Below are 16,917 nucleotides of genomic sequence, written 5' to 3' on the forward strand. Positions count from 1 at the left end.
TACCTTTGATCACAAAAACAAGCGGTATTTGGATAGCAAAACGATACCGTTCTACTAGCCTGCCAGCTTGTTGATCGAGTGGGCGGCTGATCAAATCAAGGATGCATGCCCGCTTTCCAGGGTGGTAACCGGGGGTGCGGATGACAGGGTGCAGCAAGATCGGTCCTAGCGGCAAGCGCCGTCGAAAATTCAGACTTACCCTTCTTCTTTCCGGCACGTCCTTGCTATGCGCTCCAGCTGCAGGCCTGGCAGCCGACTTCACCCTCGGGAATTATGCTCCGGGTCACTATCCCGTTGGCGATTATGATGGGGATCCTGCGGCAGTCGTCGGCGGTCAGAACGATGATCACGTCGGCCAGACAGAGGTCAACAACGGTGTCACCAACACGCTGCAGGGCAGCTACGATACGATTGAGGGCGGTGTTCCGAACTGGACCCAGATGACCCTGGACCAGATCGAGGCTGATGGCCGCGTTCTGAACGGGGCCATTTTGCCGGATGGCGTGCTTACCACCGGCCAGCAGAACCAGACCGTCACCTATTTCGACGAGACCAACCAGGAAAACGTCACGGTCAACGTCTACAATTCCGGCAATTTCAATGTGGCGCCGGATGCCCGGACCTTCACCATCTGGGACGATGTGGACGATCAGGAAGCCTATCTGGACCCGCGTCTTGCAACCGTGAGCAATGGTTCGAGCCTTTCCGTAGTCGTGGGTACGCCTGGAGGCGACACATCGGCTGCGGGGAACCAGCTCAACATGCCGATGAAGGCAAGCCCCAACACCGGGGGCAGCGTCATCAGCGCCTACAAGGTGGAGGGCAACTCCAGCCTGTCATACGACACGTCCACGCGGTTCGATCTTGGAGAATACGCAACCCCAGGCCAGGAGAACAACACGGCCCGTGTCTCCGGCGTGAATTTTGATCAGGGCGTGGTGGTTCCTGAAGGCGCCACCTGGATCAATCCTGTTTCAGGGGTGGAGGAAGCCATACCGGCCGGGCCCGTCGTCGACGTCGCTTCCTTTCAGAACTACAACAATTACCTGATCGGTCAGATCCAGAAGGGCGAGTTTTCAGTGCCCGAGGGTGTCGCTCTCGAACAGGCTTACAAGGATAAACTGGCCACCGCCTACAGCACGCACACGGTCGATGTCGAATATCGTCAGGCGGTGAAGCCGAAATATGTGCAGGACATGCCGCTTGGCCAACGCACGCTTATCCATGGAACCGACACGGCAGCGATCACCATCAAGGCAGGAGAAACCATCGAGGACGTGACCGCAGGCGGCTCGCATTCCATCGCCAACCTTGAAGACAACGCAACCCTCCAGAACAACGGCACGCTTTCCAGCCGGTACAGCGCCCACGCAATCATCGGCAAGGATGATACCGACATCCACAACACCGGAACGGGCGTGATCTCCAACTTCATTCCCGACGCATCGGGCAATGTGGATCTGGCCGGTCCCTATTCACGAGGCGTGGTGATCGATGGCAACGCCAACTTCACCAATGATGGCATCGTCAATGTCGCCGCTTCCACCAGTCTTCCCCACTGGCTTTCCCGACCTGAGAACAACCCTGACAGTCAGCGACAGGACGAGGACACCGGGTTCTGGAATGCCGGTGTGGTGATGGGGGGGAATTCCACCGCAACGAACACAAGCAGCGGCATCATCAATGTCGGCACGAATGGCGCGGGAGGCAATGTAAGCCTCGTCGACGGTGTGTTCCTTCAGGGGCAAGCGTCTTTCAACAACGAGGGTTCCATCAATATCGGCAAGACCGCGCAGCTCGAAAAGGCGGATTCGCAGACCGATACCAGCAACAACTCTGCGATACTCACGGGCATTCGTGTGCTCGGTGATGCAAAGGCCGAGAATGCGTCCGGCGCAACGATCACGATTGGCGCGAACACCGGACGGGCAGCGGCCATGTATGCCGGATCGGGTACGGCCGGCACGGAAGCCGAGGGCACGGGTGCTCTGGAGCTCATCAACAATGGTACGATCATCATCAACGGCAATCGTGGCGGTTCGCCCAACGTAAATTACGCGATGGCCGCCGAGAATGTCGAAGGCACAATCACGCACAATGGTGACATCCAGCTCAATGGTGTGAATGCGCGCGGCGTCTATCTTTATGGTACCCGCGTGGACACCCACGCCGATGTGACCGACACGTCGACCATTCTTGTTGGCGGTGGCTTCAATGCCGGAACCAACACCCGAAATTATGGTGTTTGGGTTCAGGGCAGTCACGCAACGGCCAATGTCGACGGTATCGTCAATCTGGATGGTGTTGGCGGTATCGGCGTTCATGCGCGACAGGGCGGCGTGATCGATCTTGGCAACACAGCAGAAGTCAACTTCATCGGCGGCTCGGACCAGATCGGCTACTTCATCCATGGCAACGGGTCGGCGATCAACAATGTCGCCAATGACCTTGATGTCAGCACCGATAATTCGACGCTGTTCCGCATCGAGGATGGCGCCTCTTATGATGGTGTGGGCGGTGGCAACGCCCGCACATTGACTGCTTCAGGCGCGAATTCCACCATCCTTCAGGTCACCGGCAACAACACCAACGCTGAAACAGGCGCAGGCACCTATAGCCTTACCGGCGACGGCGCTGTGGCTGTTCGCTCCGAAGGTGGTGCCCATGTGGACGTCAACGCGAACACGCAGATTGGTCTCGACGGCGACAACACGATCGGCGGTATCGTGGATGGGCGCAAGATGGATCTGGCCGGCAATGTCACGGATACGGGCCGCAACTCCGTGCTGGTCAATCAGGCGCCCCTTTCTTCCGCGAGCAATGGTGTAACGGGTCTCATCACCCGGCACGGTGGCAATCTCACCAACGATGCCGCGATTGCCTTCACTGGCACCCAGGCCACGGGCATTATCGCTGAATCCAGCGGTCGCGGCGTGAACAATGGCGCGATCTCCATCTCGGACGGCACCGGCATTCTGGTGCGCAAGTCCGGTCGTATCACCAATCAGAACACGATCAACATTACACAGGGGCAGGGCGCGGTTGTTCAGGACCGGGGTGTGTTCGACAATGCGGATGGCGGCAACATTACGGTTCAGGATGGGACAGGCATCCTGGTTGAGAACACGGATGGAAAGACGTCCACTGCTCAGGTGAGCAATGCCGCGAACATCGTCGTGAATGACGGTGTCGCAGGCATCCATGTTCGCAATGGTGCCGCTCTGGATGGGGCAGGTCTTGCCGGTACGATCACCGCTCGCAATGCGGCCCACGGCGTTCTGATCGGCAACAATGCTTCAGGGCTTTTGCTGGGTGCCACGCGGATCACCACAACCGGTTCCGGCAATGGTATCGAGAATGCCGCCGAACTTGGAAATGTCGAACTCCAGAACACGGAAATCCGGGTCAACGGATCAGGTGCGGGCATCCGCACTGGCACGAGTTTCACGGCGGCATCGAAAGCACAGATTGATGTAAACGGCACCTCGGCGACGGGTTTTTTGTTCGAACTTGCCGGTGGCGGTGCCACCAGCAAAGATCTGCTTATCACCGACAATTACACGATCAATCTGAACCCATCGACAAATGGGGCCCGCGGTGTCGACGCCAATACGTCGGGCGATGTCGAGGTGCGCAGCACACTCAACGATAAGGGAAATGGAAACACCGCAATACATCTGACACAGGCCGGCACAGCGCATGTCGGCGGTGCCATCTCCGTCAACACGGGCTCCGGAGCAAACGGCACAGGCGTCTATGTGGAGAATGCGGAACGCGTCATTCTGGACGGTACGATCGATGTCGGCCAGGCGGGCGGCTCGGCTCTCGCTGTGGAAAGCGTCGCCACGGAAGCCGTCAATCTTGGATCGATGGTCTCCGCGAGTTCCGCGCCGGTGGTCGATCTTTCTCCCTCATCCGGCACCGCATTCAGGAATTTCGGCACCGTCAAGGCGTACGCTTTTGATGCAACAGCCGTCCTCGGCAGCAGCGGTGCCGATACGATCTCTTTGGGGCGGCTTGCAGGTTTTTCCAGCGCTGTAACCGGTATTATCAATGCCGGCGCTGGTACGGACAGCGTGCTTTGGAATGCTGGTTCGCTCATCGGCAGCATCGAGATGGGTGCTGGCAACAATGAGCAGCTCACGATCGTGGGTCGTGACTTGTCTACCGTCTACCACCTGGATGGTGGGGGCGGCACCGGCGACACGCTCAATCTCGCCAATATCACCTATCACGGCGGCTCGTTCGCTCAGGATGATGCCTTCGGCCAGCGCATAAAGGGGATCAATCTCGGTCAGGATTGGGAAACCATCAACATGACCGACAATACAGATTTCACCCTGACCGGTGATCTTCTCTATGGGAACATCCTCTACCTCGACAATTTCAGCGTTCTGCATGTCGGAGACAACGTCAATGCGCGCCTCGGCCTTCCCGGATCAGTCTACCGAAACCGCGGTGTGCTCGATCTGACGAACGGGGCTTACTCGCTGACCGACACGTCCACGATATCCGGAGACTATATCGGGGCCGGCCAGAGCCAGTTATGGCTCAACACGCGGCTTTACGACGACTTCTCACCGACCGACATGCTGATCATCAACGGCTCCTCCGAGGGAACCACGTCGATCAGGGTCAATGTGGATCCGGGCAGCCCCGGCGCGCTGACATACAACGGCATCAAGGTCGTGCAGGTTGATCAGGACGCCCAATCGAACGCGGTGTTCACCTTGCAGGGTGACTATGAGTTCCAGGGCGATCCGGCTGTTGTCGGCGGTGCATTCGCTTACCGACTGTATAAAAACGGTATCACCGATCCCACCGATGGCGACTGGTACTTACGTTCGACCATCGAAAACCCACAGGTGCCGCCGGGCGGCGGGCCGCAGATACAGCCCTCACGGCCGCTTTATCAGCCAGGCACGCCGATATACGAAAACTATGGGAATGCCCTGCTCGGCCTGAATTCCATGCCAACCCTGCAACAGCGCGCGGGCAATCGTTACTGGAATCGCAACCAACCGCCCCAGACCATTTTCTGCAAGGATCCCGAGCAGAACTACCGCTGTGTGGTGAGCAGCGAGCAGGAAAGCTACTATCAGCAGGACAAGGTCATCGTCGGCGACAATGGTGTTTGGGGTCGTATCGAGGCTTCGCACGGCTCCTTTGATCCGGGCGGCTCAACCACCGGCTCGAGCTATTCGCTGGGACAGTGGAAGATGCAGGCAGGCGTAGATGGCGCTGTGGCGGAGACCGAGCATGGCCTACTGGTCGGCAGCCTTGGCGGCCACCTCGGCACCGGGCATGCTTCTGTCGACTCCTTCTTTGGTTCCGGCAAGATCGATACATTTGGCATTGGCCTTGACGCGAGCCTGACCTGGTATGGTGAAAACGGTTTCTATGCCGACGCCCAAGGAAGCTTGAATTTCTACGACACCAAACTCAGCTCCGATTTGGCGGGTGAGCTCGTCGGCGGTGCCGGTGCGTTCGGCTATGCCGCATCTCTCGAACTGGGCAAGCGGTTCACGCTGAACCCGCACTGGACCGTAATACCGCAGGCCCAGTTGCTCTATTCCTCGGTAAAGATTGACCGGTTTGAGGATCGTTTCGGTGCTGTGGTGACACCTGATGACGCCGACAGCCTGCGCGGGCGCATCGGGCTGGCTCTGGAGTACCAGACCGAGTGGACCACAGAGGACGGTCAGGAGCGACAGGCAGCAATCTACGGCATTGCCAATCTTCATCGTGAGTTCCTCGACACACAGGCAACCACTGATGTCGTGGGGACGAAGTTCAGCAACGGCACAGCTGATCTCTGGGGTGAAGTGGGCGTCGGTGCTTCCGTCAAGGTTTCCCAAACGATGGATGTGTTCGGCGAAGCCCGCTACGGCGCTTCTTTGCACGGTGAGGGCTCGGACCAGAGTTTCGGTGGCAATCTCGGGCTGCGTGTTACCTGGTGAACCCTTTCCTGCTGCATGGTCGGAACGGACCAGGGCCCCGCATGGAGGCCCTGGTTTCTTGGCGCGGGTTCCTTGCCTTGTTCTGTGTGGCGACGCTCACTGCCTGCAATTCAGCCCGCATCGAGACCACGGTCCCCACAGAGACGGCGTATGCGGGGGAGCAATTTCCCGTTCGGCTGGTTGATCGAAGCAAGTTCGACAAGTCCTATTGGCCAAAGGACGTGGTCAATGAGACGGGTCTTCCTGCCGGGACGATCCTGATCGATACCGAAAGCAATTTTCTTTATCTGGTGAAATCCGACGCGGTCGCACGCCGCTACAGGATCGCGGTGGGTGCCGCAGGCAAGGCCTGGAAGGGCGAGGCAGTGGTGGCACGCAAAAGCAAATGGCCGGCCTGGCATCCCACGGATGACATGCATGCCGAAGCCCCCGGGCTCCCGCAGCGCATAGAGCCCGGCCCGCACAACCCTCTGGGTGCCAGAGCGCTCTATCTATACCGCGATGGCCGCGACACGCTCTATCGGATCCACGGAACCTCAGAGCCGTGGACGATCGGCACCAAGGCGTCTTCTGGCTGCATTCGTCTCTTCAATGAAGATGTGATCGAACTGTTCGATCAGGTGCCTGAAGGCACCAGGGTCATCGTTCACTAGAGCATGAATCCACACCCGTTCTCCACGGGACCAGTGTCTTTCCCTTCTCCCTCTGCTTCACTCTGACCCGCTGATGCTGGCTGTGAAGGCCGTGTCAGTCCAGCACGTCCGGAGATGCTACGCTTGAATCATGCTGCTGGTTGTCTGCCCGATGCTTCGCTAGAGTTATGATAACTCGAGTGACAAGCAGGGCATGAGTAAAGACGTATGAGCGCACGCGGAAATCGACTGGATGACGCCGCACGGGCAGGATGGCTCTATTACGTGGCAGGGAACACGCAGGATCAGATTGCCGCGGCACTGGGCGTTTCACGGCAGTCGGCGCAACGTCTGGTTTCTCTTGCTGTGTCGGAGGGGCTTGTTCGGGTGCGGATCGACCATCCGATTGCTGCTTGTATGGAATTGGCGCGCAGGTTGAAGGAGCGCTTCGCTCTTCAGTTCGCCGAAGTGGTGCCCAGTGACCCTGAATCGAATTCGACCACTGTGGGCGTGGCGGAGGCGACAGCGGCCCAGATTGAGCGTCATCTGCTTTCGCCGGAGCCGATTATTATGGCAATCGGTACAGGGCGAACGCTCAAGGCTGCGATCGAACAGCTGCCGCCGATGGAATGTCCTCAACACCGCATCGTTTCGCTGACAGGAAACATCGCGCCCGATGGTTCGGCGGCCTATTACAACGTCATCTTCACCATGGCGGATACCGTAAAGGCACGCAGTTTTCCCATGCCCCTGCCGGTTATCGTTTCATCCTCCGAGGAGCGAAATCTCCTTCACGAGCAGCCGATGATTCGTCCCGCGCTCGAATTGGCGAGAAGGGCGGATGTCACGTTTGTGGGTATCGGCGACATGACTGACAAGGCACCGGTGTTTGAAGACGGCTTCGTTTCCAGGCCGGAGCTGGAAGCTCTCCAAAAGGCTGGTGCTGTGGGGGAGATCGTGGGGTGGTCTTTCGGCACAGACGGTACCTTCATCGAGGGCGGTCTGAACGAGCGTGTTGCAAGCGCGCCATTGCCGTCGTCGGAAACCTCGCTCGTCATTGCAGCCGCGATGGGCGCGCGGAAACTTCCCGCCATCAAGGCTGCCGTCAGTCGCCACATCGTCAATGGGCTGATCACCGATGAGCGCACAGCGACAGCTCTGCTGGAGGCTGGCTGAGCCGGATTTTCGGGCGCGCACTTCTGTTTAGCCAAGACAGAAGGGCTTGACTTTGTGGTGAAGTGAGTATTTGCTCACTAACATAGCATTTGCTCAAATCTTTGGGAGGAGACCATGAGGGCGAAGCTTCTGGCCATGATGACGTGCTCGGCAATAACCATTGCTGTCGCGGCGCAGGCGGAAACACTGACAATCGCGACCGTGAACAATGGCGATATGATCCGTATGCAGAAGCTTGCGGGTGCGTTCACGGAAAAGCATCCCGATATCGAACTGGAATGGGTGACGCTGGAGGAGAATGTCCTGCGTCAGCGCGTCACGACTGACATTGCCACCAAAGGCGGCCAGTACGACATCATGACCATCGGCACTTACGAAGTGCCGATCTGGGCGGCGCAGAAATGGCTTGTGCCACTCGATTTCGGCCCGGAATACGACGTCGATGACCTATTGCCCGCCATCCGGGCAGGGCTCTCGATGGATGGAACGCTTTATGCGGCGCCATTCTACGGTGAGAGTTCCTTCGTCATGTATCGCAAGGACCTGTTCGAGGAAGCAGGGCTTGAGATGCCCGAGGCCCCCAGTTGGGATTTTATCGGCGAAGCCGCGCGCAAGATCACGGACAAGGACAATGAGGTTTACGGCATTTGTCTTCGTGGCAAGGCTGGCTGGGGCGAGAACATGGCCTTCCTTACCGCCATGGCAAACTCGTTCGGTGCGCGCTGGTTCGACATGGAATGGAAGCCGCAGTTCGATCAGCCGGAATGGAAGGAAGCCCTGCAGTTCTACATCGATCTCATGAACGATGCCGGACCGCCCGGAGCCTCCTCCAACGGCTTCAACGAGAATCTGGCGCTTTTCCAGACTGGAAAATGCGGCATGTGGATCGACGCCACGGTAGCGGCATCCTTTGTCAGCAACCCGGATGAAAGCCAGGTGGCCGACAAGGTGGGGTTTGCACTTGCGCCCGACAAGGGGCTTGGCAAACGCGGAAACTGGCTCTGGGCGTGGTCTCTGGCCGTTCCCGCAGGTTCGCAGAAAACTGATGCCGCAAAGACCTTCATCGCCTGGGCGACCAGCAAGGAATACAGTGAACTCGTCGCGGAGAAGGAAGGCTGGGCCAATGTGCCGCCCGGCACGCGGACCTCGCTCTATGAAAACCCCGCCTACCAGGAAGCTGCGCCTTTTGCGGACCTGACCATTAAATCCATTCAGGCAGCCGATCCGACCAGCCCAACGGTCGAGGAGGTGCCATATGTGGGAGTGCAGTTCGTCGCGATCCCCGAATTTCAGGGTATCGGGACGGCAGTCGGCCAGCAATTCTCGGCAGCGCTTGCCGGGCAATCCAGCGTTGATCAGGCGCTCTCCAACGCGCAGGCTCTGACCCAGCGCGAAATGCAAAAGGCGGGATATCCCAAATAAGCCCGCCAACCCCCGGGGTCGCGGCCGGCCCTCTCTCTCGGCTGCGATCCCGGTCTCGCCTATCGGTCAACATTCGGTTTGAAGAGGCAGGCTCATGGCCACGCTACAGACCCGCGCCAGCGCCCGGCTGATGATGACGCCCGCAGTCGTTCTGCTCCTTTTGTGGATGGCTGTGCCGCTGGCCATGACGCTCTACTTCTCGATGCTGCGCTACAACCTCTTGATGCCGGGCATGGAGGAGTGGGCGGGTTTTCTCAACTACCGGTTTTTCCTCACGGATCCCGCCTTCATCACAGGCCTGCTGAATACGCTGCTTCTGGTGGGGGGTGTGCTTCTCATCAGTGTCGGTGGTGGCATTCTGATGGCGCTTTTGCTCGACCAGCCGTTCTTCGGGCAGGGCATAGTGCGCCTGATGGTCATCGCCCCGTTCTTCGTCATGCCAACCGTGTCGGCACTCGTCTGGAAGAACATGCTGATGCATCCGGTGAACGGGCTGTTTGCCTGGATCGCGCGCACATTTGGCCTTCAGCCTGTCGACTGGTTCGGCGAGGCACCGCTCTTTTCGATTGTCATGATCGTGTCCTGGCAGTGGCTACCCTTCGCAACGCTCATCCTGCTGACGGCTCTCCAGTCGCTCGATACGGAACAGAAGGAAGCTGCGGAAATGGATGGCGCAGGGGCGCTCTCCCGCTTCATTTACATCGTGCTGCCCCACATGGCGCGGGCGATCACCGTGGTGGTGCTCATCGAGACCATTTTCCTGCTCTCCGTTTTCGCGGAAATCCTCGTGACCACCAATGGCGGGCCGGGCGTGCAAACAACCACGGTGACCTATCTGGTCTATGTGCAGGCGCTGTTGCAGTTCGACGTGGGTGGCGCCTCCGCCGGCGGCATCGTTGCCGTGGTGCTGGCGAACATCGTTGCCATTTTCCTCGTCCGCCTCATTGGCAAGAACCTGGAATAGGAGAGACCCGATGGCCCGCGCCGTTTCCACCCGCACCCGTCTCACCTTCACAGTCATAGGCTGGCTCGTTGGCTTCGTGATCTTCTTTCCAATCCTCTGGACGGTGTTGACCAGCTTCAAGTCCGAGGGTGCTGCGATCGCAACGCCCCCACAATTCCTGTTCTTCGAGTGGACAGCGGAGAACTATGTCGAGGTCAACAGTCGGTCCGACTACCTGAAGCATTTCATGAACTCGGTGGTGATCTCGCTTGGTTCGACCCTGCTTGGCCTCCTCATCGCCATCCCGGCAGCCTGGGCCATGGCCTTCGCTCCGACAAAGCGGACCAAGGACGTGCTCTTGTGGATGCTGTCCACAAAGATGCTGCCGGCAGTCGGTGTTCTGGTGCCGATCTACCTTCTGTTTCGCGATGCGGGGCTGCTCGATACGCGCATCGGTCTGGTGCTCGTCCTTACCATGGCGAACCTGCCGATCATCGTTTGGATGCTCTACACCTATTTCCGTGAGATCCCCGGAGACATCCTGGAAGCTGCCCGTATGGACGGCGCCTCGCTCGCCAAGGAAATCATCTATGTGCTGACGCCGATGGCGGTCCCGGGCATCGCCTCCACCTTGCTTCTCAACATCATTCTCGCCTGGAACGAGGCCTTCTGGACGCTCAACCTCACCGCAGCCAAGGCAGCGCCGCTCACGGCCTTCATCGCTTCCTATTCCAGCCCGGAGGGGCTGTTCTGGGCAAAGCTCTCCGCCGCATCGACACTCGCCATCGCCCCGATCCTCATCATGGGCTGGTTCTCGCAACGTCAGCTCGTGCGTGGCCTCACTTTCGGCGCCGTCAAATAAGGAACGACAATCATGGGGGAAATCCGTCTCGAAAAGGTGCACAAGGCCTTTGGTTCGACCGTCGTCATTCCTGAGATCGATCTGGAAATTGCCGACAATGAATTTGTCGTGTTCGTTGGCCCCTCCGGCTGCGGCAAGTCCACGTTGCTGCGCCTGATTGCGGGCCTCGAAGACACGACAAGCGGCCGGATCCTGATTGACGGTGAAGACATGACCGCCCGCTCTCCGGCAAAGCGCGGCCTGTCCATGGTCTTCCAGTCTTATGCGCTCTATCCGCATATGAGCGTTTACAAGAACATCGCCTTCCCGCTGAAAATGGCAGGAGCGGACAAGGCGGTGATCGACGAGAAGGTGCGCAATGCCGCGCGCATTCTCAACCTGACGGATTATCTCGACCGTCGTCCCGGGCAACTTTCCGGCGGTCAGCGCCAGCGTGTGGCAATCGGCCGGGCGATCGTGCGTGAGCCAAAGGCATTTCTCTTCGATGAGCCGTTGTCGAACCTCGATGCAGCACTGCGCGGCTCCATGCGGCTCGAGATCAGCGAGCTTCATCATCAGCTCAACACCACAATGATCTATGTCACCCATGATCAGGTGGAGGCCATGACGATGGCCGACAAGATTGTGGTGCTGAACGCGGGACGCATTGAACAGGTCGGCTCACCTCTGGAGCTTTATCGCAGTCCGCGAAACCTTTTTGTTGCGGGTTTCATCGGCTCGCCGCGGATGAATTTCGTCAAGGGGGTCGAGGCGGAGAAGATGGGAGCGGCGACAATCGGTGTGCGCCCCGAGCACCTCAAGCTTTCCACCGAAAGCGGCCATTGGAAGGGCAAGGTCGGCGTGGCTGAGCATCTCGGCTCCGATACGTTTCTCCATGTCGACATCGACGGGATCGGCCAGGTCACAGCGCGCGCCGACGGTGAGTTTGCATTGCGTCACGGTGAGACTGTCTATCTCACCCCATCCTCAGAGCGCCTGCATCGTTTCGACGGCGCCGGCAACGCCCTGAATTGATGGACCGGCACACAGGGTAAGCAGAATGAAGAAGGTGTTTTGAGATGTATCTGGAAAAACTCAGGCTCGATGGACGCGTCGCGGTGGTCACTGGTGCGGGGCAGGGTATCGGTGCCGCATGCGCCCGTGCGCTCGGCGAAGCCGGCGCCCATGTGGTTGTAGCGGACCTGAAAGCCGATCTGGGGGAAGCGAGCGTCGAAGCCTTGAAAAAGCTGGGCCATTCGGCAGAGAGCATCGTGCTGGACGTGACCAAGTCGGACCAGGTCAATGCCGCCGCAAATGCGATTGCGGAACGTCATGGGCGGATCGACATTCTCGTCAACAATGCAGGCGTGGCGCAGAGCGATGTGCCGGCTGAAGAAACCAGCGACGAACACTGGCGCTTTCATATGGACGTCAATCTCGACGGGCTGTTCTGGTGCTGCCGAGCTTTCGGTCGCAAGATGCTGGAACGCGGCAGCGGCTCCGTCGTCAATATAGGCTCCATGTCCGGCGTGATCGTCAACAAGCCTCAACCCCAGGCATTCTACAACGCGTCCAAGGCTGCGGTGCATCAGTTGACCAGGTCTCTGGCCGCCGAATGGGGGCGGCGTGGGGTCCGCGTCAATGCGGTCGCCCCAACCTATATCGAGACACCGCTCACGGCTTTCGGTATTCAGGAAAATCCTGAAATGTATGCCACCTGGCTCGAGATGACCCCCATGGGGCGTGTCGGGCAACCCGACGAGATCGCCTCTGTGGTTCAGTTCCTTGCTTCCGATGCGTCCAGCCTCATGACCGGCTCGATCGTCATGGCGGATGGCGGTTATTCCTGCTGGTGAAGGATGTGAGCCAGGTGACAACGAAGCACGATATTGCGCTTGTGATCTTCGATTGCGACGGCGTGCTCGTGGACAGTGAGCCGCTTTCCATGCGGGTGCTGTTGGAGGCGGTTGCGGAATATGGTGTGCATATCGATCCGGAGACAGCTTATGAACTGTTTCTTGGGCGCTCATTGACCACGATTAGATCGCTGCTCAGCGCCGATTTCGGCGTGGACCTCGATGAGGCCGCCCTTTCACGCATGCGTGAGAACCTCTACACAACCTTCCGGAACGAGTTGCAGGCGGTCAGCGGGATCCAGGAGGCGCTCGACGGTCTCGGCCGGCCATATTGTGTTGCGTCTTCCAGCCAGCCGGAGCGTATCCGTGTGTCGCTCGGGGTGACGGGGCTTCTTGATCGTTTCGAACGGAATGTGTTCAGCGCGACGATGGTGCCGAACGGCAAGCCGGCTCCCGATCTTTTTCTCTTTGCCGCCCGCTCGATGGGCATCGAGCCCGCCCGCTGCGTCGTTGTGGAAGACAGCCCAGCGGGGATCGAAGCTGCGCATCGGGCCGGTATGCGGGTCCTGTGTTTTGCAGGTGCATCCCACGCTGGGTCAAAAGCACACCGTGCCATCCTGAAACGCTTGGAACCGGACCTGATTTTTGACAGGATGCAGCTGCTTCCGGACCTTCTGGTCCGGTTGGAGGACATCCAGAGAGAGAATTGATGCGCAATTGTGTGGTGGCGGTTGACGTGGGCACAGGCAGCGCCCGCGCCGGTGTGCTTGATCGTGAAGGCCAGCTTTTAGGACGAGCCGAGACGCCGATCCGGATGAACCGGCCTGCAGCGGATTTCGCAGAGCAGGATTCGGAAAACATCTGGCAGGCGGTGTGTGCCTCGGTACGGACAGCGGTTGAGCGGGCAGGGGTGGCGCCTCAGGACGTTGTCGGTATCAGCTTCGATGCCACCTGTTCCTTGGTTGTGCGGGATCGTGATGGTGGTCAGGTAAGCGTTTCACCGGATGGAGAGCCGGGTTGGGACACGATCGTCTGGCTCGACCATCGTGCGCTTGCCGAAGCCGATGAATGTACGCAAACCGGTCACCGCGTACTGGATTACATCGGCGGCGTCATGTCGCCGGAGATGCAGACGCCAAAGCTGATGTGGCTAAAGCGCAATCTGCCGCAATGTTGGAACGCTGCCGGTCATTTTTTCGATCTGGCCGATTTCCTGACCTGGAAAGCATCGGGTTCGCTCGCGCGTTCGCAATGTACACTGACCTGCAAGTGGACCTATCTCGCACATAAGAAGTCCGGCTGGCAGAGCGATTTTTTCGAGATGGTCGGTATCCCGGACATGCTTGAACGGGGGCAATTGCCGGGGGAGGCGAGCCCCATCGGTCTGGATCTAGGACCACTGACCCCAGACGCGGCGGATGCGCTTGGTCTCACGGAACAGTGCAGGGTTGGAGCCGGGCTGATCGACGCCCATGGCGGAGCTCTCGGCGTGCTTGGCGGGTTCGCCGGTGACGCCGGCAGCATCGATCGGCATATGGCTTTGATCGCGGGGACCTCGAGCTGCGTCATGGCCTTTTCGCGTGAGGCTCGTCCCGTACCTGGGGTGTGGGGTCCCTATCTTGGTGCCGCATTGCCAGGATGCTGGCTCGCTGAAGGCGGCCAGTCCGTTTCAGGCGCATTGCTTGATCACATCATCCGCTGGCATGCTGCGGGCGGAGAACCGGATGCGCAGATGCACAAGCGCATCTGCGACCGTGTCAATGAATTGCGGGCCGTAGAAGGATACGATCTCGCTGCCCGGCTGCACGTTCTGCCTGATTTTCACGGAAACCGCTCGCCGCTGGCCGATCCCCATGCTGTCGGGGTCATATCGGGACTGACCCTGGATGCCTCTTTCGACAGTCTCTGCCGGCTCTATTGGCGAACCGCGGTGGCCATTGCGTTCGGCATTCGACACATTCTCGATGCGCTGAATGACAAGGGCTATGCAATTGACACGCTTCATGTAACCGGCGGTCATACGAAAAATCCGTTGTTGATGGAGCTGTATGCGGACGCTGCCGGTTGCACGGTTGAAGAGCCGGGCGCCGAGGATGCCATGCTTCTGGGGACCGGGATGGTGGCGGCTACGGCTGCGGGGCTCCACGACAGTCTGACAGATGCCTGTGTAAGCATGGCGCAGAAGGGCAGGGCGCGGAGACCGGACTCCATTGCCCGGGAACGTTTCGATCGTGACTATCGCGTCTTTCTGGAAATGCACCGTCAGCGCAGAGCGCTGGACGCCATCGCCGCGGGACGAACCGGCACCTGAGGCGCAATCTCCTGTCCCGCTTCTCTAGGGAAACACAATTCGGGAGAGAGGTTTGGATCGCTGAGGGCTGCGCTGGCCATCACGACCGACTGGCTTGTGATGTGCTCGCCACGGATCGCCAACCCCACGTCAAAACGCCTTGTCATATCCCCTGCGGGGGGATAGCATTTATCAATGTCCACGGAACCCCATCTTCACGAAACACACCCTCAAATCGTCAAGCGGCTCAAACGCGCCGAGGGGCATTTGCGCGGGGTCATCGAAATGATCGAGTCCGGCAGACCCTGCCTCGACATTGCCCAGCAGCTCCATGCGGTCGAACGGGCCATTGCGCAGGCCAAGAAGACGTTGATCCAGGATCATCTTGATCATTGTCTTGAAGATGTGGTCGGGCCGCTCGCGCGTGAGCGGCGACAGGCGCTCGATGAATTCAGGGAAATAGCGAAGTATTTGTGATGCTGGCGATCCTGAAGAATCGAACCTATCGCCATCTGTTCGGCGCGCAGGTGATCGCGTTGATCGGAACCGGGCTTGCGACCGTGGCTCTGGGGCTGCTTGCTTTCGATTTGGCTGGCGACAATGCAGGCGCGGTGTTGGGAACGGCGCTCGCCATCAAGATGATCGCTTATGTCGGCGTTGCGCCGCTTGCCTCCGCCTTCGCAGAAAGAGTGCCGCGCCGCGCAATGCTGGTGACACTCGATCTGGTGCGCGCCGGTGTCGCAATATTCCTGCCCTTCGTCACGGAAGTCTGGCAGGTTTACGTCCTGATCTTCATGCTGCAATCCGCCTCAGCGGGCTTTACGCCCACTTTTCAGGCTACGATTCCCGATATCCTGCCGGATGAGAGAGACTATACGCGGGCGCTTTCCCTTTCGCGTCTGGCCTACGATCTTGAAAGTGTCGTGAGTCCGATGCTGGCGGCCGCCCTGCTTTCCTTTGTCTCTTTTCACAACCTGTTTGCCGGAACCGTGATCGGGTTTCTCGCCTCGGCGGCGCTCGTGATGTCGGTGGCCTTGCCCAGCCCGAAACCGGCGAAGCCACGCGGCATCTATGATCGAACCACGCGCGGCATTCGCATCTACCTTGCAACGCCACGACTGCGCGGGCTGTTGGCGCTCAACCTGGCCGTCGCTTCGGCGGGGGCTCTGGTGATCGTCAACACGGTTGTCTATGTGCAAGGTGTCTTTGCCCTCGACAATCAGGCGACTGCGCTGGCGCTCGCGGCATTCGGTGGCGGGTCGATGGTGGCCGCGCTCAGTTTGCCCAAATTGCTGGAAACCGCATCGGACCGCACGGTGATGCTGGCCGGGGCCTCTCTTCTGGTGGCCGGTACGCTGGCTGCGGCGGCGCTGCCCGGGTTTGGATGGTTGCTGGCTTTATGGTTCGTGCTTGGTGTTGGATATTCAACGGCGCAGACGCCGTCGGGCAGACTGCTCAGACGCTCGGCCAATCCGGAGGACCGCCCGGCACTCTTCGCCGCGCAGTTTGCCCTCTCTCATGCTTGTTGGCTGATCGCCTATCCGCTTGCCGGTTGGGCGGGCGCGGCTCTCGGCCTGCCCGCCACGTCGATCATCCTCTCAGCGCTGGCCGCGGTCGCCATAGGGGCCGTCCTCGCCATCTGGCCGGCCGACGATCCGGAGATTGTCGAACACAGCCATGACGACCTTCCGGAGGACCACCCTCATCTTGCTGAAGGTGGACATGGGCGCCGTCACGCCCATGTCTATGTCATTGACGACATCCATGTCGCATGGCCGCGTGAGCGTTGATCAGAAA

The 16,917-nt window shown here is 59.4% G+C and carries 12 protein-coding genes; all 12 read left to right on the forward strand.

Going from position 1 to position 16,917, the window contains the following annotated elements:
- Window positions 1–140 precede the first annotated feature (140 nt).
- The gene (locus tag H7H48_RS06885) at window positions 141–5,960 is read left to right on the forward strand and encodes an autotransporter outer membrane beta-barrel domain-containing protein (protein ID WP_229448223.1); all 5,820 of its coding nucleotides are present in this window, start codon (window positions 141–143) and stop codon (window positions 5,958–5,960) included.
- 41 nt (window positions 5,961–6,001) lie between these two features.
- Window positions 6,002–6,613 (forward strand): L,D-transpeptidase, encoded by a 612-nt coding sequence (locus H7H48_RS06890; RefSeq protein WP_229448225.1) that lies wholly within the window; start codon window positions 6,002–6,004, stop codon window positions 6,611–6,613.
- A 207-nt stretch (window positions 6,614–6,820) separates the two neighbouring features.
- On the forward strand, window positions 6,821–7,768 hold the full coding sequence (locus H7H48_RS06895; protein ID WP_229448227.1) for a sugar-binding transcriptional regulator: 948 nt from the start codon (window positions 6,821–6,823) through the stop codon (window positions 7,766–7,768).
- A gap of 114 nt (window positions 7,769–7,882) precedes the next feature.
- A complete protein-coding gene (locus H7H48_RS06900) occupies window positions 7,883–9,190 on the forward strand; it encodes a sugar ABC transporter substrate-binding protein (protein WP_229448228.1) in 1,308 nt (435 codons plus the stop codon).
- Between the two features lie 94 nt (window positions 9,191–9,284).
- Window positions 9,285–10,154 (forward strand): carbohydrate ABC transporter permease, encoded by an 870-nt coding sequence (locus H7H48_RS06905; RefSeq protein ID WP_229448230.1) that lies wholly within the window; start codon window positions 9,285–9,287, stop codon window positions 10,152–10,154.
- A 10-nt stretch (window positions 10,155–10,164) separates the two neighbouring features.
- On the forward strand, window positions 10,165–10,995 hold the full coding sequence (locus H7H48_RS06910) for a carbohydrate ABC transporter permease (protein WP_229448232.1): 831 nt from the start codon (window positions 10,165–10,167) through the stop codon (window positions 10,993–10,995).
- Between the two features lie 12 nt (window positions 10,996–11,007).
- Window positions 11,008–12,009, forward strand: a complete 1,002-nt coding sequence (locus H7H48_RS06915) for an ABC transporter ATP-binding protein (protein ID WP_229448234.1) — start codon at window positions 11,008–11,010, stop codon at window positions 12,007–12,009.
- A gap of 44 nt (window positions 12,010–12,053) precedes the next feature.
- Window positions 12,054–12,830 (forward strand): SDR family NAD(P)-dependent oxidoreductase, encoded by a 777-nt coding sequence (locus H7H48_RS06920; protein ID WP_229448235.1) that lies wholly within the window; start codon window positions 12,054–12,056, stop codon window positions 12,828–12,830.
- Between the two features lie 14 nt (window positions 12,831–12,844).
- Window positions 12,845–13,540 (forward strand): HAD family hydrolase, encoded by a 696-nt coding sequence (locus H7H48_RS06925; protein ID WP_229448237.1) that lies wholly within the window; start codon window positions 12,845–12,847, stop codon window positions 13,538–13,540.
- Entirely contained in the window at window positions 13,540–15,141 is a 1,602-nt protein-coding gene (locus tag H7H48_RS06930) for an FGGY-family carbohydrate kinase (RefSeq protein WP_229448242.1), read from the forward strand. The genes H7H48_RS06925 and H7H48_RS06930 overlap by 1 nt, the downstream gene beginning before the upstream one ends.
- Before the next feature lie 174 nt (window positions 15,142–15,315).
- Entirely contained in the window at window positions 15,316–15,597 is a 282-nt protein-coding gene (locus H7H48_RS06935; RefSeq protein WP_229448243.1) for a metal-sensing transcriptional repressor, read from the forward strand.
- Window positions 15,597–16,910 carry an MFS transporter gene (locus H7H48_RS06940; protein ID WP_229448245.1) on the forward strand — a complete coding sequence of 438 codons (1,314 nt, stop codon included), beginning with the start codon at window positions 15,597–15,599 and terminating at the stop codon, window positions 16,908–16,910. Before H7H48_RS06935 ends, H7H48_RS06940 begins: the two co-directional genes overlap by 1 nt.
- Window positions 16,911–16,917: the final 7 nt, after the last annotated feature.

Source organism: Nitratireductor sp. B36, from assembly GCF_020833685.1.
GTDB lineage: Bacteria > Pseudomonadota > Alphaproteobacteria > Rhizobiales > Rhizobiaceae > Nitratireductor.

What these genes read in the sequence shown, in the direction of transcription:
- H7H48_RS06885 (WP_229448223.1), top strand. Translation starts at nt 141, where the DNA reads ATGACAGGGTGCAGCAAGATCGGTCCTAGCGGCAAGCGCCGTCGAAAA.
- H7H48_RS06890 (WP_229448225.1), top strand. Translation starts at nt 6,002, where the DNA reads ATGGAGGCCCTGGTTTCTTGGCGCGGGTTCCTTGCCTTGTTCTGTGTG.
- H7H48_RS06895 (WP_229448227.1), top strand. Translation starts at nt 6,821, where the DNA reads ATGAGCGCACGCGGAAATCGACTGGATGACGCCGCACGGGCAGGATGG.
- H7H48_RS06900 (WP_229448228.1), top strand. Translation starts at nt 7,883, where the DNA reads ATGAGGGCGAAGCTTCTGGCCATGATGACGTGCTCGGCAATAACCATT.
- H7H48_RS06905 (WP_229448230.1), top strand. Translation starts at nt 9,285, where the DNA reads ATGGCCACGCTACAGACCCGCGCCAGCGCCCGGCTGATGATGACGCCC.
- H7H48_RS06910 (WP_229448232.1), top strand. Translation starts at nt 10,165, where the DNA reads ATGGCCCGCGCCGTTTCCACCCGCACCCGTCTCACCTTCACAGTCATA.
- H7H48_RS06915 (WP_229448234.1), top strand. Translation starts at nt 11,008, where the DNA reads ATGGGGGAAATCCGTCTCGAAAAGGTGCACAAGGCCTTTGGTTCGACC.
- H7H48_RS06920 (WP_229448235.1), top strand. Translation starts at nt 12,054, where the DNA reads ATGTATCTGGAAAAACTCAGGCTCGATGGACGCGTCGCGGTGGTCACT.
- H7H48_RS06930 (WP_229448242.1), top strand. Translation starts at nt 13,540, where the DNA reads ATGCGCAATTGTGTGGTGGCGGTTGACGTGGGCACAGGCAGCGCCCGC.
- H7H48_RS06935 (WP_229448243.1), top strand. Translation starts at nt 15,316, where the DNA reads ATGTCCACGGAACCCCATCTTCACGAAACACACCCTCAAATCGTCAAG.
- H7H48_RS06940 (WP_229448245.1), top strand. Translation starts at nt 15,597, where the DNA reads ATGCTGGCGATCCTGAAGAATCGAACCTATCGCCATCTGTTCGGCGCG.